The following is a 21,169-nucleotide window of genomic DNA, read 5'->3' on the forward strand; positions in this document are numbered from 1 at the left end:
GTCACAATCCGCCACCGTAAAAAGGGCCGAAAGGCCCTTTTTTATTTGCACGATGTGAGCCGAGCCAAAAACCCTGTCCGCTTACGGTTTGTTAACTGATGCGGAAGAACGTTAGAATATGCCGCTTTTCCGATCCTTCCCGTCGCTGCCATCAGGGTTTCCTCCATGAAAGACCCCCTCGCCCACTCAGATACGTCCATCGGACATCATGAAGTCAAGGAAACCACCTGCTACATGTGCGCCTGTCGCTGCGGCATTCGGGTGCATCTGCGCGATGGGGAAGTACGCTATATCGAGGGCAACCCAGATCACCCGCTGAATCAGGGCATTATCTGCGCCAAAGGCTCCTCGGGCATCATGAAGCAGGTGTCCCCGGCGCGCCTGACCAAGCCGCTGCGGCGCAAGGCTAATGCCAAGCGCGGCGAGTCTCAGTTTGAGGAAATCTCCTGGGACGAGGCCATGAACATGCTGACCGAGCGCCTCGGGCGACTGCGCGCGGAGGACCCGAAAAAGTTCGCGCTCTTTACCGGCCGCGATCAGATGCAGGCGCTCACCGGCATGTTCGCCAAGCAGTTTGGCACGCCCAACTACGCGGCCCATGGCGGTTTCTGCTCGGTGAACATGGCCACCGGCATGATCTACACCATCGGTGGTTCCTTCTGGGAGTTCGGCGGGCCGGACCTCGACCACGCCAAGCTGTTCGTGATGATCGGCACGGCGGAGGACCACCACTCCAATCCGCTCAAGAAAGCCATTTCCAAGTTCAAGCGTCAGGGCGGGCGCTTTATCGTCGTCAACCCGGTGCGCTCGGGCTACGGTGCCATCGCTGATGAGTGGGTGCCGATCAAGCCCGGCACCGATGGCGCGCTCTTCCTCGCGCTGATCAACGAGATTATGAAGACCGGTCTGTTCGACCGTGATTTCCTCATCCAGTACACCAATGCCGCCGAGCTGGTGATCGATGATCCCTCGCGCGACGATCACGGCATGTTCTACCGCGATCTGTCGCTCGACGTGACGCGCGGCTGTACCGATCCGCAGGACAAGTTCTGGTGGGACCGCAACAAAGGCGAGGTTATTTCCCACACCGAGGGCGCCGATCCGCGCCTGCTCGGCGCCTACACCATGAAGGACGGTACGCCGGTCAAGACCTCTTTCCAGTTGCTTAAGGAGCGGGTTGAACCGCACACCGCTGAATGGGCCTCGGGTATCACCGGCATTCCGGTCGAGACCATCATCCGCCTGGCGCACGAGATGGGCATCATGGCGCGCGATCATAAAATCGAGCTGCCCATCAGCTGGACCGATGCCTGGGACAAGGAGCATGCCTCGGTCACCGGCAACCCCGTTGCTTTCCATTCGATGCGCGGGCTGGCGGCCCATTCCAATGGTTTCCAGACCATTCGCGCGCTCAGCATCCTGATGACGGTGCTCGGTACCATTGATCGGCCTGGCGGTTTCCGCCACAAGGCGCCTTTCCCCAAGCCAATCCCGCCGTGCCCCAAGCCACCTAACAGCCCGGATGCGGTGCAGCCGAACACCCCGCTCGACGGTCTTCCACTCGGCTGGCCGGCGCGGCCAGAGGACCTGTTTGTGGATGCCGACGGCGAGCCGGTGCGCATCGACAAGGCGTTTTCGTGGGAGTACCCGCTCGCCGCCCATGGCCTGATGCACAATGTCATCACCAACGCCTGGCGCGGTGATCCTTACCCAATCGACACGCTGTTTTTGTTCATGGCCAACATGGCCTGGAACTCCTCGATGAATACCGTCGAGGCACGCAAAATGCTGGTCGACCAGCATGAAAACGGCGAGTACAAGATTCCCTTCCTGGTCGTGTGTGACACCTACTCGTCCGAGACCGTGGCCTTTGCCGATCTCGTCCTGCCGGATACTACCTATCTGGAGCGCCATGACGTGCTCTCGATGCTCGACCGGCCCATCTCGGAGTTCGACGGCCCGGTTGATGCCGTGCGCCTGCCGGTGCTGCCGCCGAAAGGCGAGTGTCGACCGTTCCAGGATGTGATCATCGAGCTGGGCGGCCGGCTCGGGCTGCCGGCCTTTACCAATGAGGATGGCACGGCTAAGTTCCGCAATTATCGCGACTTTGTCGTTAACTACGAGACATCGCCAGGCTCTGGTATCGGCTTTCTCGCCGGCTACCGCGGCAAGTTCGGCGACAAGGCGCTGAAAGGCGAGCCTAACCCCAACCAGTGGGAGCAGTACGCGGCCAACCATTGCTTCTTCCACCACGAGCTCCCGCGCAGTTACCAGTTCATGCGTAACTGGAACAAGGGCTACCTGCACTGGGCGCGCGCCCATGGCTTGACTAAATGGGCGGAGCCCATCCAGATCCACATCTACTCCGAGGTGCTGCAGCGGTTTCGCGCCGCCGCCCAGGGCAAATGGCAGGGCCGGCGCCCGCCCGAGCGCTACCGGGAGCGCGTCGAGACCTTTTTCGATCCGCTGCCGTTTTTCTACGAGCCGCTCGAAGCCCAACGGGTCGACAAAGACCAGTATCCGCTGACGGCGCTGACACAGCGGCCAATGGCCATGTACCACAGTTGGGATAGCCAGAACGCCTGGCTGCGGCAGTTGCACAGCCACAATTACCTGTTCGTCAATCCCAAGGTGGCCATTGCCCAGGGCATCAAGGATGGCGACTGGATCTGGGTCGAGTCGCATCTCAACCGCGTCAAGTGCATGTGCCGCTATTCCGAGGCCGTCGAGCCCGGCACTGTCTGGACCTGGAATGCCATCGGCAAGGGGGCCGGCGCTTGGGGGCTGAGCGCCAATGCCGATGAGTCCAAGAAAGGCTTCCTGCTCAACCATGTGATCGGCGAGGAACTGCCGGTGGTGCACAGCGATGGCGGTCAGGTGCTATCGAACTCCGACCCTCTAACCGGCCAGGCGGCCTGGTTCGACGTGCGGGTGCGCATCTACCCGGCGGGGCCCGATGAGAAGAAGGTCACCGAGCCGCAGTTCACGCCGATGAAGACTCTGCCTGGACAGGTCAACCGCTCGCGGACCCGTTGGCAGGCATACGTCGCTGGCGTATTTGGCAAGAAATAGCGGGCGTGTGCCGCGCATGAACTGACTTAGGTATCGCGATGACTCAACTCGCCCTGGTAATCGATCTCAACGTCTGCGTGGGCTGTCATGCCTGCGTGACCTCCTGCAAGCAATGGAACACCTCCGGCTGGGCTGGCCCCATGGTGGATGAAAATCCCTATGACGCCAATCCGACTGGCACCTTCTTCAATCGGGTGCAAACTTTCGAGGTTGGCCAGTACCCCAACACCGAGACGGTGCACTTTCCCAAGAGCTGCCTGCACTGCGAGGACCCGCCCTGCGTGCCGGTCTGTCCGACGGGCGCCTCTTACAAGCGCGAAGACAATGGCGTGGTGCTGGTCGATTACGACAAGTGCATTGGCTGCAAATACTGCTCCTGGGCCTGCCCCTATGGTGTGCGTGAGCTCGACGAGCAGCAGAAGGTGATGAAGAAATGCACTCTGTGCATTGACCGCATCAGCGATCAGACCCTGCCGGAGGCCGAGCGCAAACCCGCTTGCGTGATGGCCTGCCCGACCAGCGCGCGCCTGTATGGGGATGTGCATGACCCGGACTCCGAGGTCTCGGTCGCCATCCGCGAGCGCGGCGGCTATGCGCTGATGCCGGAGTGGGGCACCCAGCCGGCCAATCATTATCTGCCGCGACAGAAAAACCGCATGCATATCACCGAGGAAGATTTGCAGCGTGTTGACAACCCGCTGCAGAAGGAAGACATCACCGTCTACCACGGCGAGGAGACGCTCGAGGATGTGACCTGGTAAATTTTCGTCCCGAGCGATTCGTTTCGTTATCACGTTTTATCGTTAGCAAGTTTTTTAGTGCCAGGGCCAAGACCATGCATCCTGCCTTTTCCGTTATTTTTCTCACCACCCTGCTGGGAGCCGGCCAGGGCATGTTTCTGGCCTTGGTAACCGGACAGGTGTATTCGCGCATTCACCTGATCGACCCTCAGAGCTCGGATTATTATTTTCACGGCAGCCTGATCGCGCTGAGCCTGCTTGTGTTGGGGCTCTCTGCTTCATTCTTTCATCTCGGGCGCCCGGAGCGTGCCTGGCGGGCGGCGGCGAAATGGCGCACCTCCTGGCTCTCGCGTGAGGTCATCGTGCTGCCGATGCTGATGGGGCTGGTCGCGATCTTTGGTCTGATTCAATGGATGGGCTGGACCGACCCCTTCGTCGTGGCCGGAGATAACGCCCTGCCGGTGGATGCGAGCCTGTTGGTCGGTGTACTGGGCGCGGTGGTGGCCTTTGCGCTCTTTGTCTCCACGGCCATGATCTATGCCAGCGTGAAGTTCCTGCAGGAATGGGCCACGCCGCTGACGGTAGCTAACTTCACCTTCTTTGGGCTGGCGTCGGGCTTTATGCTGGCAGCGGCTTATTCGGCCTATCTGGAGAATGATCTGGTGACCTTCTTCGGTACCTGGTCGGTTATCTTTACCGCCATTGCCTTCTTATCGCGTGGCGCCTCGTTGCTGCGCAACCGTCACCTCAAATATCGCAGTAACCTCAAGACCGCGATTGGCGTGCGCCATCGCGATATCGCCCAAAAGTCCCAGGGGTTCTCGGCCGGTTCCTTCAACACGCGCGAGTTCTTTCATCATCGCGCTTCAGCGACGCTGGCGGTTGTCCGCGTATTGTTTATGGTGCTAGTGTTTCCGGTGCCGGTGCTGCTGATTGGCCTGGCGTATATGACCAAGTCGCCAACTCTGCCGATTGTGGCGTTTCTGGTTCAATACCTCGGTCTGGTCGCCGAGCGCTGGTATTTCTTCGCCGAAGCCCAGCATCCGCAGAATCTCTACTACCAGGCAGTGTCCTGATCGTGACGGGGTTCTAATCGCCGGCAGCATCAAAAGACGGCGGCTGGTTAAAAGAAATCCACCGCGCCGCCGTCAACCGGCACTTGGGCCGTGATCTTTCCCTGTGCGATCAGGTCGCCATAAAAATGCACCTGGTCGCGGCCCTGCTCCTTGGCGTAATAAAGTGCCTTGTCGGCTTCGTCGATGACCATGGACACACCCTCCTGATCGCGAATCTGGGTTGCCCCGATGCTGACGGTGACCTGGCCGACGGTTGGGAAGTTGTTGTCGGCAATTGTCTGGCGCGCGCGTTCGCAGACCTTAATGGCGGTTTCTGCGTCGGGCGCATGGAAGAGCACGACGAACTCCTCGCCGCCGAAGCGGAAAATCAAATCCTCCTGGCGAAAGATCCGCTCGAGTAGTCGCGCGAGTAGGATCAATACCTCATCGCCATAGAGATGCCCCCAGTTGTCATTGATGCGCTTGAAGTGGTCGGCGTCTACGATCGCAAGCCAGGCAAGCGACTTGTCCGCATCACGGCGCTTGGCATAGGACGTGTCACTGCGTTGTGCATAGCCGATGATGCGCTTGGTGACTTCGGTGTCGAGCGTTTGGCGGTTCAGCAGGTTGGTGAGGCGGTCGCGGTGACTTTCTTCAAGCAGCGCGAGGTAGTTCGAGTAGATGCGCAGTAGCCCGTAGGTGAGCCGCTGGTTATTAAAGCCAGGGCCGGGCGTCAGCTGTATTAGAACCCCGGAAACCTCGTCGTGCTTGTCGTAAAGCGGATAGATAAGGTTGATCAGGCCTTCGCGTCGGTCCGGCTGCTCGACCACTGCGCGAGTGTCAATGGCTTCGGCGACGGCTTCGGTCAGTGGCTCGCTGAGCTGACTCTGTTCTTGATGCAGGTCTGAGACAATCACCCCATCGTGGGAGTATGCGGCCAGCGCAGCTCGGATTCTGTCCTCGGCCATGGCGATCCGGAACAGCCTGAAGGTTTCCGCTGGAAAGAGCTCCGACAGGGTAATGGCCAGGCTGCGCTCGAGGAGTTCCCGATCCTGATAGCGGGTAATTTCGGCAAGCGAGTCAACCACCGTCACGGTGGAGATTTGGCGGGCACTTGTCCCACGAGTTTGGCGTGTGGGCTGGAGGTTCACGATGAATTCTGATGTGGCATTCAAGATCGCTTAATGGCTGGACAGCTAGGCTATAGCATGACGTTTAATCACTGCGAGATCAAAGCCGGTGATGGCCTGTTTCCGCAAATCGCTTAAAGCCGCCCGATGCGATCGCGTTGAGATTGCAGCTGTGCGAGCGCGGCTTGTTGCTCGGCGAGACGCTGGCGTTCCTTCTCGACCACTGCGGCCGGGGCCTTGTCGCGAAAGTTAGGGTTTTCCAGCTTGCCACCAATGCGCTTGATGTCAGCCCCGAGCTTGGCGATTTCCTTGTCCAGTCGCGCGAGCTCGGCGTCCTTGTCGATCAACCCAGCCATGGGAATGAGGATTTTCATCTCGCCGACCAGGGCGATGGCGGCCTCGGGTGCCTGGCTTTCATCATCGAGCAGGGTGATGGACTCGGTGCGGGCGAGGAAATCCAGATAAGCGCGGGCCGATGTGAGGCGATTGCGATCCGTCTCGCTGGCATTGGCGATCAGCACCGGCAGTGGTTTGCCCGGCGGGATGTTCATCTCGCCCTTGATGCGGCGCACGCCAAGGATAAAAGCCTGCACCCATTCGATTTCGGCGCTGGCCCCGATATCGGCTTCGGAGTCGGCCAGTTTTGAATCAGCGGCAGGGTAGGGCGCGAGCATGATGGTCTCGCCCGGCTGGCCGGCCAATTCATGCACCTTCTGCCAGATCTCCTCGGTGATGAAGGGCATGATGGGGTGCATGAGGCGCAGCAGGGCCTCGAGCGTGCGCACCAGGGTCTGGCGGGTGCCGCGCTTGGTCGCATCGCTCGCCTCCGGATTGTTCAGCACCGGTTTGCACAGCTCCAGATACCAATCGCAAAAGTGACTCCAGGTGAATTCATACAGCGCCTGGGCGGCGAGGTCGAGGCGGTAGTTCTCCAGTGCGCCGCGCACTTGCACGGTGGTGGCGTTCAGCCGCGTGCGAATCCAGCGGTCGGCGGCGGTCAGTTCGACCGGCTCCTCCGGCTTGCCTGGCTGGGCTGGGGTACCGCAGTCCTGCCCCTCGGTATTCATCAGAATGAAGCGCGCAGCGTTCCAGAGCTTGTTGCAGAAGTTGCGATAGCCCTCGATGCGCCCGAGATCAAACTTGATGTCGCGCCCGGTGGAGGCGAGTGCGGCGAAGGTAAAGCGCAACGCGTCGGTGCCGAAGCTCGGGATGCCGTCGGGGTAGTCCTTACGGGTTTGCTTGGCGATCTTCTCGGCGATGTGGGGCTGCATCAGCCCGCGGGTGCGCTTCTCGACCAGGGGTTCGAGTTCGATGCCGTCAATCAGGTCAATGGGGTCAAGCACATTGCCCTTGGACTTGGACATCTTGTTGCCCTGGGCATCGCGCACCAGGCCATGGATATAAACGTCGCGGAAGGGCACGGCGTCCATGAACTTCATGCCCATCATGATCATCCGTGCGACCCAGAAGAAGATGATGTCGAAGCCGGTAATCAGCACCGCGGTGGGGTAGAAGGTTTGCAGGCGTTCGGTCTGTTCCGGCCAGCCCAGCGTCGAGAAGGGCCAGAGCGCGGAGCTGAACCAGGTGTCGAGCACGTCCGGGTCCTGGATTAGCTCAAGCTCGGCAGCCAGGCTGTGGCGTTCGCGCACCTCGGCCTCGTTGCGACCGACGTAGATGTTGCCATCGGCATCGTACCAGGCCGGGATGCGATGGCCCCACCAGATCTGGCGGCTGATGCACCAGTCCTGGATGTTGCGCATCCATTCAAAATAGGTGTTCTTCCAGTTGTCTGGATAGAAGCGAATGCGCCCGTCCTCAACCGCGCGCATGGCCGGCTCGGCCAGCGGGGCGACGCGCACATACCATTGGTCGGTTAGGAAAGGCTCGATCACGGCGCTGGAGCGGTCGCCGCGCGGCACCATCAGCCGGTGGTCGCGGGTTTCGGCTAGCAGACCGGCGGCGTCGAGATCGGCGAGAATCCGCTTGCGTGCCTCATAGCGGTCGAGGCCGACATAGTTCGGCGGAATCAGCGCGCCTTCCTCCGGGGTGTTCTCGCGAATCGCGGCGCTCGCAGTCAGCACATTGATCAAGCCGCCATGGGGCTGATCGGCTATCGCGGTCTCGTCGCGATGGCGCAGCCAGACCTCGTGGTCGTTGAAGTCATGCGCCGGGGTGATCTTTACGCAGCCGGTGCCAAGCTCCGGATCGGCATGTGAGTCGGCGATGACCGGAATACGCCGCCCGGTCAGCGGCAGTTCAACGAACTCGCCGATCAGATGCTTGTAACGCTCGTCCTCTGGGTTGACCGCCACGGCGCAGTCGCCAAGCAGGGTCTCAGGACGGGTAGTCGAGACAGTCAGATGCCCGGTGCCATTGGTCAGCGGGTAACGGATGTCCCACAGATGGCCGGATTCTTCCTCCGACAGCACTTCGAGATCTGACACGGCGGTGTGCAGGATGGGATCCCAGTTCACCAGCCGCTTGCCGCGATAGATCAAGCCTTCCTCGAACAGACGCACGAAGACCTCGCGCACCGCAGTCGATAGCCCCTCGTCCATCGTGAAGCGCTCATGCGCCCAGTCGAGCGAGGAGCCGAGCCGGCGCAACTGCTGAGTGATCTGCCCGCCGGATTCGGCCTTCCAGTCCCACACGCGCTCAATAAATGCCTCGCGGCCGAGATCATGACGGGTCTTGCCCTCGGCCCCGAGCTGACGCTCAACCACCATTTGGGTGGCGATGCCGGCATGATCCGTCCCCGGCTGCCACAGCGTCTGCTCGCCTGTCATCCGCCGATAGCGGATCAGCGTATCCATCACGGTGTTGTTGAACCCATGCCCCATGTGCAGACTGCCCGTCACATTGGGCGGCGGGATCATGATGCAGTAGGGCTGTTCGGACGCGCCGTCGCGCTCCGGATCGGGTGTTGAACTGGGGCTGGATTGAGGCGCGAAATAGCCGGCGGACTCCCAGCGCTGGTACCAGGACTGTTCGATTTGCTGGGGGTTGTAGTTCTTGTCAAGCATCTTGAGTGGAAAACTGCGTAGTTGGAAAACGGGCTGGAGGCTGAAACCGGTGAAGGGTGCAGAGTATAACCGACCCGTCCCGAGCTTGAGTCCGGCGGGGAAAGCAGAAGGGTATCGGGGGTATCGGGTTGCGGTTAAAGCAATCCGTCCAAGGGACTGCCTACCCCCTTACCACTGGCGAAGGGCTTCCGCTTTACCCAGTCCCTTACTCGGATCGCCCCGCAACATTTCTTTCAAAATCGTAGGAAGGTTCTCGTGTATCCGTTTGTCTCGCTGCCCCAAATCCTCATACTCTTTTAGAGATTGAATTGCGCTCCTAATGATGGCAAGCGCGGCATTGCAGATCTAAGCTCAGTTCTAATGGGCCGATGTTCGGGCCGTTGAAGGATCTAGATGAGTTTGCTAAGCTCTGCGTAGATGCGGAACTTGAAACAGTCGTCTGGCCAGATGGCGCTGATTTTCCCCCAGAGTGCAAGAAACCTTGCTGTGCGCTCTAGCTTTTAGCATACTGCGCCCTGTGCAGTGTTTCCTCGTAGTATTCCGGTAGTGCCTCTTTCCCCGTTGTGTGGCAGATCCTTCCGAAATATCTCGACAGTCGTCTGCATCAACACAGGTTCGTTTTCACCAAAGAGGTAATCGTAATGGCTACAGGTACTGTTAAGTGGTTTAGTGACGAAAAGGGTTTCGGCTTCATCGCCCCTTCCGATGGCAGCAAAGATGTTTTTGTCCATCATAGTGCGGTGCAAGGCTCTGGCTTCAAGTCGCTCGCCGAGGGACAAACCGTCTCCTATGAGGTTGAGCAGGGTCCGAAAGGCCCCAGTGCAGTCCAGGTCGTTCCCCAGTAAGTGTTCTAAGTCCCGCGCGGCCTAGCGAGGCCGCGCGCTCTAGCGGGTGAGCTTCTGCCAAGGTCGTCGTGGAAAGCGTGCCCATTTCGGGTGCAAAGGGGCCCGTTTCAGGCAGAGCTCCATTTCCCCCAGAACGGTCGTGATCAGGAAAACCTGCTCCCTGTCCCGTCGGCAACTGCTCGGCTCCCTTGCCGCGCTTCCCCTGCTGCCCTTGTCCGGCGTTAGTTGGGCAAAGCTCGCGGCAGAGGCCATCAGCAAGCCCATCCCCAGCAGTGGCGAGATGCTGCCGGTCATCGGCATGGGCACCTGGATCACCTTTAATATCGGCTCAGACGCAAACGCCCTGGCCCAGCGCCAGCAGGTGTTGGAGGCGTTCTTTAGCGCCGGCGGCGGCATGATCGATAGCTCACCCATGTATGGCTCGGCAGAGGATGTGCTCGGGCGCCTGCTGCCGCGGTTACCGTCCACCGATGGGCTGTTCAGCGCCACCAAGGTCTGGACTCGCTCAGGCGACGATGGCCCCGGGGAGATGGAGCAGTCCCGCCGACTTTGGGGCCTGCCGCGCTTTGATCTGCTGCAAATTCATAATCTGCTGGGCTGGCAGGCGCATCTCGAGACCCTGAAAGAGATGAAGACCAACGGCCAGGTGCGCTTCATCGGCGTTACCACTAGCCACGGGCGGCGCCACCGGGAGTTGGAGTCGATCATGGCCGATGAGCCCATCGATTTCGTTCAGTTGACCTATAACCTGGCGGACCGAGAGGCGGAACAGCGCCTGCTGCCACTTGCGGAGGAGCGGAGTATGGCGGTTATCGCCAACCGACCGTTCCAGGGCGGCAGCCTGATCGATCGGGCCAAGCGCCAGCCCCTGCCAACTTGGGCGGCGGAGGCGGACTGCCAGAACTGGTCACAACTCCTGCTGAAGTTCATCGTCTCCCATCCGGCCATCACCTGCGCCATCCCGGCCACCAGCCAAGTCGCGCATATGCGCGAGAACATGGGCGCCGGCCAGGGGCGGCTGCCGGACCCTGAGCTGCGGCGCCGAATGGCCGGCCTGATCGATCAACTGTGAGTCGCACGGCCAAGCGAATTCTTACCCACAATGGGAGAACTCTCCAGCTACGCCCTGAGCGACTTTATTGCTTTCTCGTCGGACACCTATCTGCGGCTCTTTGCTCGCCTGAACGCCGAGCTGACCCCATTGGTCGTTGCCGCCTGGATCATGGGCCTGGCCATGCTGCTGCTGGTGTTCTGCCCCAGCCCCAGAAGGCGACCTGTGGCGCTGGCACTGCTTGGCATGGCCTGGATGCTCTGCGCCTGGGCCTACCACTGGCGGCTCTATCGTGAACTCCTCTGGGCGGCGGATTGGTTCGCCGTCGCTTTCGCGCTTCAGGGCGCAGTGTTGATGCTGATCGCGCTTTCGCACGCCGCAGCATCCGAAGCCCCACTCACGCGCGCGCGGCGATGGCCTGGATTGGCGTTGTGTGCCCTTGGTCTGATCGGGATTCCAGCGCTGCAACTGGGTTTGGAGGATGGCCGCTCCGCCGGCGCCCTGGCATGGTTTGGCAGCGCGCCCGACCCAACCACGGTCGTCACCCTCGGCGTTCTGCTCCTGCTGAGTTCAGAACTGCCTTGGCAGCGCTGGATCGCCTGGCCCATTCCGCTCTTTTGGTGCCTGATCTCCAGCCTGACGCAAGCCGGCCTCGGTCTGGATCTCTGGCCGCTGATGGCAGCGCTTGCCATTGTCGCCTTGGTCTTTGAGATGCGCGCTTGGCGTGGCTTTCAACAAGACACTCAGGCTTAGAGTGGCGCCGGAGCGCCCGCCGATGGCTTAGGGCTGTTAGCCGCGCGGGCCGGCAAGCAAGTGCGCTGCTGGCCAACGTCACCCATTTTCACCAAGGGGATTTTCTGCCGATGCAACAACAACGAGAAACCCATTCGATGGTGATGGGCTACCTGCTTTGGGTTTTCGGATTCATGGGCGCCCATCGGTTTTATTACGGTAAGCCGATTTCTGGAACGCTTTGGTTCCTTACGCTGGGCTTGCTCTTGATTGGCTGGATTGTGGATCTATTCTTAATCCCCAGTATGGATCGGCAGGCGGGGCACCGCTTCATCGCGGGTGTCAAGGACTACAATCTGAGCTGGATTCTGCTCACCTTTTTGGGCCTGTTTGGCATCCACCGTTTCTATCTCGGCAAGTGGATTACCGGACTTATCTGGCTTCTGACCGGCGGTCTGTTCCTGCTGGGCTATCTCTACGATTATTGGACGCTCAATGAGCAGATCGACCGCGTGAACGAAGACCTGGCTAGAGGTCGCTGATCCTTCGCGGCTGGCCCGGCGGCGCGGACCGGCTTCGGTCCAGATCTGAGCCCCCGAGTTTTCTCGCGCAAAAGGGGAGGGCGATTGAGCACCGATGACAGAGCACCTGACCGAACCCGGGACCGAACCCGAGACCCAATCCAGAACCCAATCCGGCAATCTTTTCGAGCATAGCCCCGCACCGGCTGAAGGCGAGATCTTCGAAGATCTATTGCGCTGCCGCAATCTGCGGATCGAGCGCATCCTTAGCAGCGACCGCCCGGACTCCGAGCTCTACGATCAGGCTCAGGACGAATGGGTCTGCCTGCTGCGGGGCGAGGCCAGCCTTTGGATTGCAGGCGAGACCCTCCGGCTCCGAGCCGGCGACTATCGCTTCATCCCCGCCCATACCCAGCACCGTGTGCTTGAGACCTCGCGTGAACCGCCGTGTCTTTGGCTAGCGGTGCACCTTGGGCCATGCCTCAGTGCGTGACGGCCTCAGGCGCCTTCATCTCGAGTTGACTGCGAGATTTCCGGTAACCGGCGAGGAGTTCCTCGCGATTTTTCCGCAGATCAATGCCAGTTGGCGCAGCGGGATACGGCTGGTCGCCCATCAGCCCTTTCTAGAGAATCCGGTTGTAGGCGGCGAAATCGAAGCGGTCTTCGACCGAGAAGTCCATTCCCTGCGTGACTTGCGCCCAGTAGGCTGGGCATGCCCGGTTGCCCTCGCGTCTGGGAGTCGGTCTGCCTCGGAGACCCACGGCGCCGATTGAGGGGCTGCTGGTGATGGCTTGGGTCGCCTCCTATCCAGCATCCGATTCAGCTCTCGTGCAATCATGCGCCGCTGGCCAATCATTGTGCAGCCGGCCCTTGTGACCATCCTTTCTCTCATAGTTGCCAAGCTACCGCAGGCATCAAGCAGGTGGCATATTATGTTCACGAGACGAACGGACAAGGCCCCAGACAGGACTTGAACCGGCTAGACTGACCGTTGTTCATAGGAACGATCAGGCTTAAAAATCCAGCAACCCCAACCCAATTCCAACGAGGAGCTTCAACATGGCAGGATTCGGCAATCTCATCGGCACATTCATGCAGCAGGCGATGACAAATTCCGGCGGCAACCGCATCGGCAGCGCGCTCGAGCATTTACAGGGGGCAAATTTCGGCGGCGCCACTGCAGGCGCAGGCACAGGGACTGGCACCGGCGGCGCGGGCCTGCTCGGTGGTCTTCTCGGCTCGGTCACACAAGGCTTGCAGGGCGCGGCCAACAATCCGATGCAAGCGGGCGGGCTCGGCGCCCTGGCCGGCTCGCTGCTCGGCGGCGGTCGCGGTGCCGTTGGCGGCGCTGTCGGCGGTGGAGCACTGGCACTCTTGGCCGGCGTGGCCATGCAGGCGTTGCAGAGCAAGATGGGCCCAGCAGGGGCGCAGGGCAATTCGGCACCACCGGCATCGGCACCTGGTCTTGGCGCCGCGCCACTGGGCTTGCGCGAACCCGAGAACAGTCAAGAAGAAGCGGCACTTGAGGAAACAGCAAAGCTCCTGCTGAAAGGCATGATCAATGCCGCCAAGGCCGACGGTCAGGTTTCACCGAATGAAATGCAGCGAATTGTGGATAAGCTCAGCGCCGCCGGCACAGATCAGGAACTCCAGATGTGGGTCATGCAGCAGATGAGCGAGCCGCTCGACCTAGCGGCTTTCGCCGCTGAGATTCCAGGGCCGGAGGTCGCCGCCGAGGTGTATGCCGCGTCGCTGCTTGCCATTGAGGTCGATACCGACGCGGAGCGCGCCTATCTGCAACAACTCGCGGCGGCCACCGGGCTGCATCCGCTGGTGACCGCACAGATTCAACAGACACTTGGCGTCACTGTTTAAGCGCACCGATCTCAGCAGATTGGGAGCAATTTATCCGTGGTGGGCGCACACCACGCCCATCCGAGCCGATGCCTGATGCGAAATCCACAAAGAAGACTGCAGTGGGTGATCACAAGCGCGCGTGGCTTATTATGAAAATCCCGCCCCTGTCAATCAGCATTTTCTGGTATTTTTCCTTATTGCCCGGGCTTGGCCTTGCGATCAAGCTTGGGTGGATCGGTTTCAAACAGCGCTAACCGCCAGGGTTGCATTCGCGAGTGCGGATGCGGGCTGCCGGGTTGGCGTTTCCAACTCCATCGCCCCGGGAGGCCATGCATGATCAAACCCATCGGCTCCGACGAACTCAAGCCGCGTTTTGTCTATGACCCCGACGAGCACCACCGCCTCGCCCATGAGGCCGAGTCGCTGCCGTCGGTGATCGTCAGTTCCCAATCCGCCGGTAATGCGGTGATGCTGGGGGGCGGATACTTCAGCCCACTCGAAGGCTTCATGAACCTGGCTGATGCGATCAGCGTCGCCGAGTCCATGACCCTGACTGACGGGCGTTTTTTTCCGGTGCCGATTCTTTGCCTGCTTGAGTCCACCGACGCGGTCGCCGGAGCCGAGCGCATCGCGCTGCGCGATCCCAATGTCGAGGGTAACCCGGTGCTGGCAGTCATGGAGGTGGCTGCGATCGAAGAGGTCTCCGACGCCCAGATGGCGCTGATGACCGACAAGGTCTATCGCACCGATGACCCCGAGCATCCGGGTGTGCAGGCCTTTAACAGTCAGGGCCGGCTGGCGGTCTCTGGGCCCATTCATGTCCTGAACTTCTCTTACTTCCAGAGCGATTTCCCGGATACCTTCCGCACTGCGGTCGAGATCCGCAACGAGATCCAGGAGCATGGCTGGAGCAAAGTCGTCGCCTTCCAGACCCGCAATCCGATGCATCGCGCCCACGAGGAGCTGTGCAAGATGGCGATGGAAGCGGTCAAGTCTGACGGCGTGGTGATTCACATGCTGCTCGGCAAGCTCAAGCCTGGCGACATTCCCGCACCGGTGCGCGATGCCTCCATCCGCAAGATGGCGGAGCTGTACTTCCCGGCCAACACTGTGATGATCACCGGCTACGGCTTCGACATGCTCTACGCCGGCCCGCGCGAGGCGGTGCTGCATGCCTATTTCCGCCAGAACATGGGCGCGACCCATTTCATCATCGGCCGTGATCATGCCGGCGTTGGCGACTACTACGGGCCCTTCGATGCGCAGAGCATTTTCGATGAGGAAGTGCCAGCCGGCGCGCTGGCCATCGAGATTTTCCGCGCCGATCACACCGCCTACTCCAAGAAGCTCAACCGCGTGGTGATGATGCGTGACGCCCCGGATCACAGCAAGGAGGACTTCATCCTGCTGTCCGGCACCCGGGTGCGCGAGATGCTGGGCAAGGGTGAGGCGCCGCCGCCGGAGTTCTCGCGCCCTGAGGTGGCCCAGATTCTGATGGACTACTATCAGTCGCTGGCCTGAACTGCCGTCGATTTGACCCACGCCAACTCCCGCGAGTCATTTAGTTGATCTCGGTCGATAGGCATTTCGTTATTTCGTAATAAAATAATGCTGCGGCACCCGCATGCAGCTAACGGAGACCCACTGTCATGATTTCCAGCAATCCCTTCGCCGAGCTCTCGGCGATCATCCCGCCTGGCGCGATGCAGGCCTACGTTGTTCTGATGGTCCTCTTGGTCATCGGCGGTACCCTGCTCGATGTCAAGCACAAAAGAAGCGCGGAGTATTTCTTCGAGAAAGGCCGGGCCCTGAAGAAACTGGCCAAGCGTGAAGTCAGCAGCAGCGAGAAGATGAGCCTCGCCGTTGGCACCTTGGCGAACGAGGTTCTGGCCTCTGGCGAGTTCGAGAACCCGGACCGGCGCAAGTCCCACCTGATGATGATGTACGGGTTCATCATCTTCGTGCTCACAACCGCATCGATGATTTTCAGCCTGCCGCTGGCCGAAGGCGAGAAGGGCTCTTTCATCACCGGCCTGCTGTGGCACCTGAGCGCCGCCTCCATCTGCGTTGGCGGTTACTGGTTCTGGTTCAAAATCCGCGCTGATGTCCGCTCCGAGGGCCATGAGTGGCACGACGTGCATCTGTCCGATTTATTCATCGTCTCTCTGTTGCTGATGGCCTCTGGCGCCCTCGCGTGGTCGATCTTCCAAGGCAGCATGCTGGGCGGCCTGGCGTTTTTCATCTTCATCGCCGCAACCACCACGCTCTTTAGCACCGTGCTCTGGTCGAAGTTTGCGCACATGTTTTTCAAGCCCGCAGCTGCCTTCCAGAAGAAAGTGGCCAAGGCCGATGGTTCGCTCGACAAACTGCCTGAAGTGCCCGAGTTAACTGACCCGGTCGTCAAGGAACGCTTCCCGGACATCCCCGAGTACATGGGAGATAAGCCTGAGTACATGGGCCTGGGAATTAAGCGCGAAGCGCCGAGCCACTACTGAGCAAGTCACGAAGAGGACGAAAAGATGCCAACTTTTGTTTATATGACCCGCTGCGATGGTTGCGGCCAGTGCGTTGATATCTGCCCATCAGACATCATGCACATGGACTCCGTTGTCCGTCGTGCCTACAACATCGAACCCAACATGTGCTGGGAGTGCTACTCCTGCGTCAAAGCCTGTCCGCACAACGCCATTGACGTGCGCGGCTACGCCGACTTCGCTCCGCTCGGCCACTCGGTGCGGGTGCAGCGTGACGAGGAGAAAGGCGTGATTGCTTGGCGGATCATTTTCCGCAATGGCGAAAAAGACATGACCCTGCTCGCGCCCATCACCACCAAGCCCTGGGGCAAGTACATTCCCAAGCTCGCCGACGAGACCGAGCCTAGCCAGGAAATGCGCGACAGCCAGCACCTGTTCAACGAGCCCAAGTACATCCGTCTCGATGATGGTGGTCTGCACACGCTTGAGTCCAATGGCCTGAAACTGAAAGCAGGGGTGTACTACTGATGGCTTACAAGACAATCATCGAAGACGGGATTGACATCCTAGTCGCCGGCGCCGGCTTAGGTGGCACGGGCGCGGCTTTCGAGTCTCGCTACTGGGGTAAGGATAAGAAAATTGTTGTGGCCGAAAAGGCCAATATTGATCGCTCAGGTGCTGTGGCTCAGGGTCTGTACGCGATCAACTGCTACATGGGCACCCGCTTTGGCGAGAACAACCCCGAAGATCATGTGCGCTATGCGCGTATCGACCTGATGGGCATGGTGCGCGAGGATCTGCTGTTCGACATGGCCCGCCACGTCGACTCCACCGTGCATCAGTTCGAGGAATGGGGCCTGCCGCTGATGCGCAACCCCAAGACCGGCGCTTACCAGCGCGAAGGCCGTTGGCAGATCATGATTCACGGCGAGTCCTACAAGCCGATCGTCGCCGAGGCCGCTAAGAAATCAGCCGATAAAGTGTTCAATCGCGTCTGCCTCACCCATCTGCTGATGGATGAGAGCAAGCCCAATCGCGTCGCTGGCGCGGTAGGCTTCAATGTGCGCACGGGCAATTATCACGTCTTCAAGTCCAAGGCCGTGATCGTCGCCGCAGGTGGTGCTTCCAATATCTACAAGCCGCGTTCAGTCGGCGAGGGTGCTGGTCGTGTCTGGTATGCGCCTTGGTCTTCCGGCTCGGCTTACGGTCTGCTGATCGGCGCCGGCGCCAAGATGACCCAGATGGAAAACCGCATCGTGCTGGCGCGCTTCAAGGATGGCTATGGCCCTGTCGGTGCCTACTTCTTGCACCTTAAGACCTATACCCAGAACTGCAACGGCGAGGAGTACGAGTCCAACTGGTGGCCACAACTCCAGGAAATGGTCGGCAAGGAATATCTGGACCCCGAGGCGTCGAGCCTCACCCATCGCCCCATCCCGACCTGTCTGCGCAACCATGCGCTGATCAACGAGGTCAATGCCGGTCGCGGCCCCATCCACATGATCACCATGGAAGCCTTCCAGGACCCGCATCTGGAAGAGATCGGCTGGCACAACTTCCTCGGCATGACCGTCGGCCAGGCTGTTCTTTGGGCGGCCACCGATGTCGACCCGAAGAACGAGAACCCGGAGCTGACCACCTCCGAGCCTTATGTCATGGGCTCGCACGCCACCGGTTGCGGTGCCTGGTGCTCTGGCCCCGAGGACATCTCCCCGCCCGAGTACTTCTGGGGCTACAACCGCATGACCACAGTCGAGGGCCTGTTCGGTGCCGGTGACGCCGCTGGCGGCACCCCGCATGCGTTCTCATCCGGTTCCTTCACCGAGGGGCGTCTGGCGGCCAAAGCGGCTTGCAAGTACATCGACGATGGCAAGGCCGAGGGCATTCGCATCTCCGACGAGCAGATCGAGCAGCGTCGCGCAGAGATCTACAAGCCGATGGAGCACTACCGCGTCTATCGCAACGAGATCACCGCCGGTTCGGTTAACCCCAACTACATCAACCCGCGTCAGGGCCTGGATCGCCTGCAAAAGTTGATGGACGAGTACTGCGGCGGTGTGACCGTCAGCTACATGACCAACGACAAGCTGCTGCACATCGGCTTGAAGAAGATGAAGGTCTTGGAGGAGGACCTTGAGAAGATCGCTGCGGAAAACATCCACGAGCTACTGCGCGCCTGGGAGTTGAAGCATCGCCATCTGACCTCCGAAGCAGTCATGCAGCACACATTGTTCCGCAAGGAAACCCGCTGGCCGGGCTACTACTACCGTGGCGATGCCATGAAGGTGGACGACCAGAACTGGCATGTGCTGACCGTCTCTCGCCGCGACCCCGAAACCGGCGAGTACACCATGGAAAAGGCACCTTGCTACCACCTCGTCGAGGCCTAGTCTCACTGGTGTCTTAAACGGCGGGGCTCCCGGGTAAGCCGGGAGCCCCGTTTTTTTTCCAAGATGGCAGGGTTTCTGGCCCAAAACGAAAGGCTTCTGCTTGATCGGTAGATGCAAAAAACTGGACTGCGCTTGTCGGTCTTTCAGGCGCGGGTTAACCTTGTGGCTTTGCTCTTGGATGCCTTAGCGCAAGGTGCCGTGGGCGCGCGATTGATGGCGATGTGACATGAACATTATCGATCTGACCGACGAAGAAATCACCGAGTTTGCCCACCCGATGTGGGACGATCTGATTAAGTGCTCGAACAAGGGCCAATACGGCAAGTTCATCCGGCATTTCTCGTACAACCTGCTCCTGGGGTTAAACGAGGTCGAAGTGGGTAAGCAGTTCGCGCACAGTGAGTTGGCGCGGAATCTGGTTGAGGAACGGGACTTCCTCGGGCTCATCCGTCGCGGGGAGCATGTGACGGCGCTCTACCGGGTGCGCAGCACGACGCGTGAAGGTGAATGGCTTGGGCGCATGGTTCTTGGCTTCGAGAAAGGGGAAGTGAAAATCTTCGCCGCGTCCATTTTCTGATCCAGCTGCGAGTTTTTTCTCCTCAAGACTATGAAACAGACCATCCAGCACAACAAGTTTGTCGAGCTGACCTACCGGGTGGTGGATCAACAGACCGGCGCGACCCTGATTACCGTCGAATTCCCGATCGGCTATGTGCATGGCAGCAATCAAGTGCTGGATTCGCGCGTGATGACGGAACTGGAGGGAAAGGGGCCGGGCGATACCATCTCGGTGCCCATTGATTGCACGGACCTCTATGGCACCCGAGATGAGTCCCTGGTCGTGACCGACCGGATCGAGAATGTTCCCGAGGAGTATCGGGAAATCGGCACCCGCATTGTGATGGAGAACGACAAGGGCGAAGCCAAGAGCTTTCTCGTCACACGCATGGACGACGAGACCCTGACCATCGACGGCAACCATCCTCTGTGCGAGCGGGAAGTGATCTTTGAGCTGGAAGTCCTGAGCGTGCGCGATGCCACCGACGAAGAGGTCCTTGCTGGAGGCAAGCTCGAGCGCGGGCCGGACCTCGGTGGGCTCGAAACCAAGCCGATCTGATGATCGCGGCGAGCCGCAGCCTGATCAACGCAGGTGTTTTCCACGACTGGCCAATGATCAATGGCGCTGCGGGCTGCTGATCACCGACAATTGGTCTTTTACCAACTCCTCATCAGCAAATCATGAGTAACACAGATTCAAACGCACAAGCCGGCGATGAAGAATGCCGCTTTTGCGTCTCCAAGCCTGGTAGGGAATTAATGCTTGAGAGCGAGTATGGGTTTGCCGCCTATGACCGCCACCCGGCAAGCCCCGGGCATTTTCTGGTGATCCCGCGCCGGCATTTCGCGAGCTACTTCGACATCAACGACCAGGAGCTGGTTGATCTTTGGGGACTGGTGGCGCGCGGCAAGGAGATTGTCGAGGCGAAATTCCACCCCGATGGCTACAACATCGGGATCAACGTCGGTCACTGGGCAGGTCAGTCCATTCACCATCTGCATATCCATGTTATTCCGCGCTACCAAGGCGACGTCGAGAATCCCAAAGGCGGCGTGCGTGGCGTGATCCCGAGCAAGAAGCTCTATGCCTTGGCGCCTGATTAAGGGCTCGGTGATTCCGCAATGATCTGAGCGTCTCGGTCAAGCGTGGAAGAGCTTCCTCATGGCGCCGTATACCTTCTCATAGGTGTATGAGTTTTCACCCCAATGAATCAACTCATCTTCCCCGGTGCGGAATGTCAGATAGGGGTGGACTTCCATGTCGTCGACCTCAATGCCGGAAAGATCGTCAATCACGCCGGCGATGCTCAACGCGATGCTCGCGGTGAGGTCTTCGAGCTTGTCTTGCTCCAGGCCGGCTTCTAGTAGCTTGATTTTGATTCGTTCGACAATCTCGGCGGTAAAAACCGCCTGATGTTCGTCGAATGTGTCGCCGTCCAAGCTCAGTTTCATCGCGATGAGGTGCGTTCGATCCTTAAGGACGTTTCGGAGTCTGATAGGGGACTTCTTTCTGGAACTGCTCCCAGACGACATCGTAGCCAACATAACCCTTGTCATTGGGCTGCTTTTGGCGGGTCGTGACAAATCGGCTATGGCCGTCTGGAACCTTCGGGCGGGTTTTAGGTGCATCGCTCATAAGTGACTTCTCTTGTTGTGGGCCAATGTATTATTTTAGCCAACTGATGGACCCTGAAAGCTATCGCGGCCACGCAGTACTGTCA

General features: G+C 59.9%; 20 protein-coding genes. 16 read left to right on the plus strand and 4 right to left on the minus strand.

What is annotated here, in order from left to right:
* Positions 1–165 precede the first annotated feature (165 nt).
* From soeA to soeC, 3 genes are all read left to right on the plus strand, one after another.
* On the plus strand, positions 166–3,072 hold the full coding sequence (soeA, locus tag Thiosp_RS07870; protein ID WP_201064230.1) for a sulfite dehydrogenase subunit SoeA: 2,907 nt from the start codon (positions 166–168) through the stop codon (positions 3,070–3,072).
* Positions 3,073–3,110: 38 nt separating this feature from the next.
* On the plus strand, positions 3,111–3,833 hold the full coding sequence (gene soeB / locus Thiosp_RS07875) for a sulfite dehydrogenase subunit SoeB (protein ID WP_201064232.1): 723 nt from the start codon (positions 3,111–3,113) through the stop codon (positions 3,831–3,833).
* A 74-nt stretch (positions 3,834–3,907) separates the two neighbouring features.
* The gene (gene soeC / locus Thiosp_RS07880; protein WP_201064237.1) at positions 3,908–4,888 is read left to right on the plus strand and encodes a sulfite dehydrogenase subunit SoeC; all 981 of its coding nucleotides are present in this window, start codon (positions 3,908–3,910) and stop codon (positions 4,886–4,888) included.
* A 47-nt stretch (positions 4,889–4,935) separates the two neighbouring features.
* Here the strand turns inward: soeC and Thiosp_RS07885 are convergent, their stop codons facing one another.
* Positions 4,936–5,961, minus strand: a complete 1,026-nt coding sequence (locus Thiosp_RS07885; protein ID WP_201064240.1) for a GGDEF domain-containing protein — start codon at positions 5,959–5,961, stop codon at positions 4,936–4,938.
* 170 nt (positions 5,962–6,131) lie between these two features.
* Positions 6,132–9,020 carry a valine--tRNA ligase gene (locus Thiosp_RS07890; protein ID WP_201064246.1) on the minus strand — a complete coding sequence of 963 codons (2,889 nt, stop codon included), beginning with the start codon at positions 9,018–9,020 and terminating at the stop codon, positions 6,132–6,134.
* A 641-nt stretch (positions 9,021–9,661) separates the two neighbouring features.
* Here Thiosp_RS07890 and Thiosp_RS07895 point away from each other — a divergent pair.
* From Thiosp_RS07895 to Thiosp_RS07955, 13 genes are all read left to right on the plus strand, one after another.
* Positions 9,662–9,865 (plus strand): cold-shock protein, encoded by a 204-nt coding sequence (locus tag Thiosp_RS07895; RefSeq protein WP_201064251.1) that lies wholly within the window; start codon positions 9,662–9,664, stop codon positions 9,863–9,865.
* A 175-nt stretch (positions 9,866–10,040) separates the two neighbouring features.
* Complete coding sequence (locus tag Thiosp_RS07900) at positions 10,041–10,937, plus strand: aldo/keto reductase (RefSeq protein WP_407702789.1); 897 nt, start codon at positions 10,041–10,043, stop codon at positions 10,935–10,937.
* Between the two features lie 30 nt (positions 10,938–10,967).
* On the plus strand, positions 10,968–11,669 hold the full coding sequence (locus Thiosp_RS07905; protein ID WP_201064252.1) for a DUF6064 family protein: 702 nt from the start codon (positions 10,968–10,970) through the stop codon (positions 11,667–11,669).
* On the plus strand, positions 11,636–12,190 hold the full coding sequence (locus Thiosp_RS07910; protein ID WP_323696967.1) for a TM2 domain-containing protein: 555 nt from the start codon (positions 11,636–11,638) through the stop codon (positions 12,188–12,190). Before Thiosp_RS07905 ends, Thiosp_RS07910 begins: the two co-directional genes overlap by 34 nt.
* Before the next feature lie 94 nt (positions 12,191–12,284).
* Positions 12,285–12,662: a cupin domain-containing protein gene (locus Thiosp_RS07915; protein WP_201064254.1), complete on the plus strand. Its 378-nt coding sequence runs from the start codon at positions 12,285–12,287 to the stop codon at positions 12,660–12,662.
* A 566-nt stretch (positions 12,663–13,228) separates the two neighbouring features.
* Positions 13,229–14,044, plus strand: a complete 816-nt coding sequence (locus Thiosp_RS07920; protein ID WP_201064255.1) for a tellurite resistance TerB family protein — start codon at positions 13,229–13,231, stop codon at positions 14,042–14,044.
* A 315-nt stretch (positions 14,045–14,359) separates the two neighbouring features.
* A complete protein-coding gene (gene sat / locus Thiosp_RS07925; protein ID WP_201064256.1) occupies positions 14,360–15,547 on the plus strand; it encodes a sulfate adenylyltransferase in 1,188 nt (395 codons plus the stop codon).
* A gap of 128 nt (positions 15,548–15,675) precedes the next feature.
* Positions 15,676–16,521 (plus strand): adenylyl-sulfate reductase, encoded by an 846-nt coding sequence (locus tag Thiosp_RS07930; RefSeq protein WP_201064258.1) that lies wholly within the window; start codon positions 15,676–15,678, stop codon positions 16,519–16,521.
* A 24-nt stretch (positions 16,522–16,545) separates the two neighbouring features.
* The gene (aprB, locus tag Thiosp_RS07935) at positions 16,546–17,028 is read left to right on the plus strand and encodes an adenylyl-sulfate reductase subunit beta (protein WP_201064260.1); all 483 of its coding nucleotides are present in this window, start codon (positions 16,546–16,548) and stop codon (positions 17,026–17,028) included.
* Positions 17,028–18,890: an adenylyl-sulfate reductase subunit alpha gene (aprA, locus tag Thiosp_RS07940; RefSeq protein ID WP_009147389.1), complete on the plus strand. Its 1,863-nt coding sequence runs from the start codon at positions 17,028–17,030 to the stop codon at positions 18,888–18,890. Before aprB ends, aprA begins: the two co-directional genes overlap by 1 nt.
* Before the next feature lie 226 nt (positions 18,891–19,116).
* The gene (locus Thiosp_RS07945; RefSeq protein ID WP_201064262.1) at positions 19,117–19,467 is read left to right on the plus strand and encodes a hypothetical protein; all 351 of its coding nucleotides are present in this window, start codon (positions 19,117–19,119) and stop codon (positions 19,465–19,467) included.
* Positions 19,468–19,497: 30 nt separating this feature from the next.
* Positions 19,498–20,007 (plus strand): FKBP-type peptidyl-prolyl cis-trans isomerase, encoded by a 510-nt coding sequence (locus tag Thiosp_RS07950; RefSeq protein WP_201064264.1) that lies wholly within the window; start codon positions 19,498–19,500, stop codon positions 20,005–20,007.
* A gap of 122 nt (positions 20,008–20,129) precedes the next feature.
* Positions 20,130–20,552, plus strand: coding sequence for an HIT family protein (locus Thiosp_RS07955; protein WP_201064266.1), 423 nt, complete (start codon positions 20,130–20,132; stop codon positions 20,550–20,552).
* Positions 20,553–20,588: 36 nt separating this feature from the next.
* Here the strand turns inward: Thiosp_RS07955 and Thiosp_RS07960 are convergent, their stop codons facing one another.
* Positions 20,589–20,888: a hypothetical protein gene (locus Thiosp_RS07960; RefSeq protein ID WP_242518324.1), complete on the minus strand. Its 300-nt coding sequence runs from the start codon at positions 20,886–20,888 to the stop codon at positions 20,589–20,591.
* A gap of 34 nt (positions 20,889–20,922) precedes the next feature.
* Positions 20,923–21,084 (minus strand): hypothetical protein, encoded by a 162-nt coding sequence (locus tag Thiosp_RS07965; protein WP_323696968.1) that lies wholly within the window; start codon positions 21,082–21,084, stop codon positions 20,923–20,925.
* Positions 21,085–21,169 lie beyond the last annotated feature (85 nt).

This window comes from Thiorhodovibrio litoralis (genome assembly GCF_033954455.1).
GTDB lineage: Bacteria > Pseudomonadota > Gammaproteobacteria > Chromatiales > Chromatiaceae > Thiorhodovibrio > Thiorhodovibrio litoralis.

Coding starts and splice junctions, on each gene's coding strand:
- soeA (WP_201064230.1), top strand. CDS start 166: ATGAAAGACCCCCTCGCCCACTCAGATACGTCCATCGGACATCATGAA.
- soeB (WP_201064232.1), top strand. CDS start 3,111: ATGACTCAACTCGCCCTGGTAATCGATCTCAACGTCTGCGTGGGCTGT.
- soeC (WP_201064237.1), top strand. CDS start 3,908: ATGCATCCTGCCTTTTCCGTTATTTTTCTCACCACCCTGCTGGGAGCC.
- Thiosp_RS07890 (WP_201064246.1), bottom strand. CDS start 9,020: ATGCTTGACAAGAACTACAACCCCCAGCAAATCGAACAGTCCTGGTAC.
- Thiosp_RS07895 (WP_201064251.1), top strand. CDS start 9,662: ATGGCTACAGGTACTGTTAAGTGGTTTAGTGACGAAAAGGGTTTCGGC.
- Thiosp_RS07905 (WP_201064252.1), top strand. CDS start 10,968: ATGGGAGAACTCTCCAGCTACGCCCTGAGCGACTTTATTGCTTTCTCG.
- Thiosp_RS07915 (WP_201064254.1), top strand. CDS start 12,285: ATGACAGAGCACCTGACCGAACCCGGGACCGAACCCGAGACCCAATCC.
- Thiosp_RS07920 (WP_201064255.1), top strand. CDS start 13,229: ATGGCAGGATTCGGCAATCTCATCGGCACATTCATGCAGCAGGCGATG.
- sat (WP_201064256.1), top strand. CDS start 14,360: ATGATCAAACCCATCGGCTCCGACGAACTCAAGCCGCGTTTTGTCTAT.
- Thiosp_RS07930 (WP_201064258.1), top strand. CDS start 15,676: ATGATTTCCAGCAATCCCTTCGCCGAGCTCTCGGCGATCATCCCGCCT.
- aprB (WP_201064260.1), top strand. CDS start 16,546: ATGCCAACTTTTGTTTATATGACCCGCTGCGATGGTTGCGGCCAGTGC.
- aprA (WP_009147389.1), top strand. CDS start 17,028: ATGGCTTACAAGACAATCATCGAAGACGGGATTGACATCCTAGTCGCC.
- Thiosp_RS07945 (WP_201064262.1), top strand. CDS start 19,117: ATGAACATTATCGATCTGACCGACGAAGAAATCACCGAGTTTGCCCAC.
- Thiosp_RS07950 (WP_201064264.1), top strand. CDS start 19,498: ATGAAACAGACCATCCAGCACAACAAGTTTGTCGAGCTGACCTACCGG.
- Thiosp_RS07955 (WP_201064266.1), top strand. CDS start 20,130: ATGAGTAACACAGATTCAAACGCACAAGCCGGCGATGAAGAATGCCGC.
- Thiosp_RS07965 (WP_323696968.1), bottom strand. CDS start 21,084: ATGAGCGATGCACCTAAAACCCGCCCGAAGGTTCCAGACGGCCATAGC.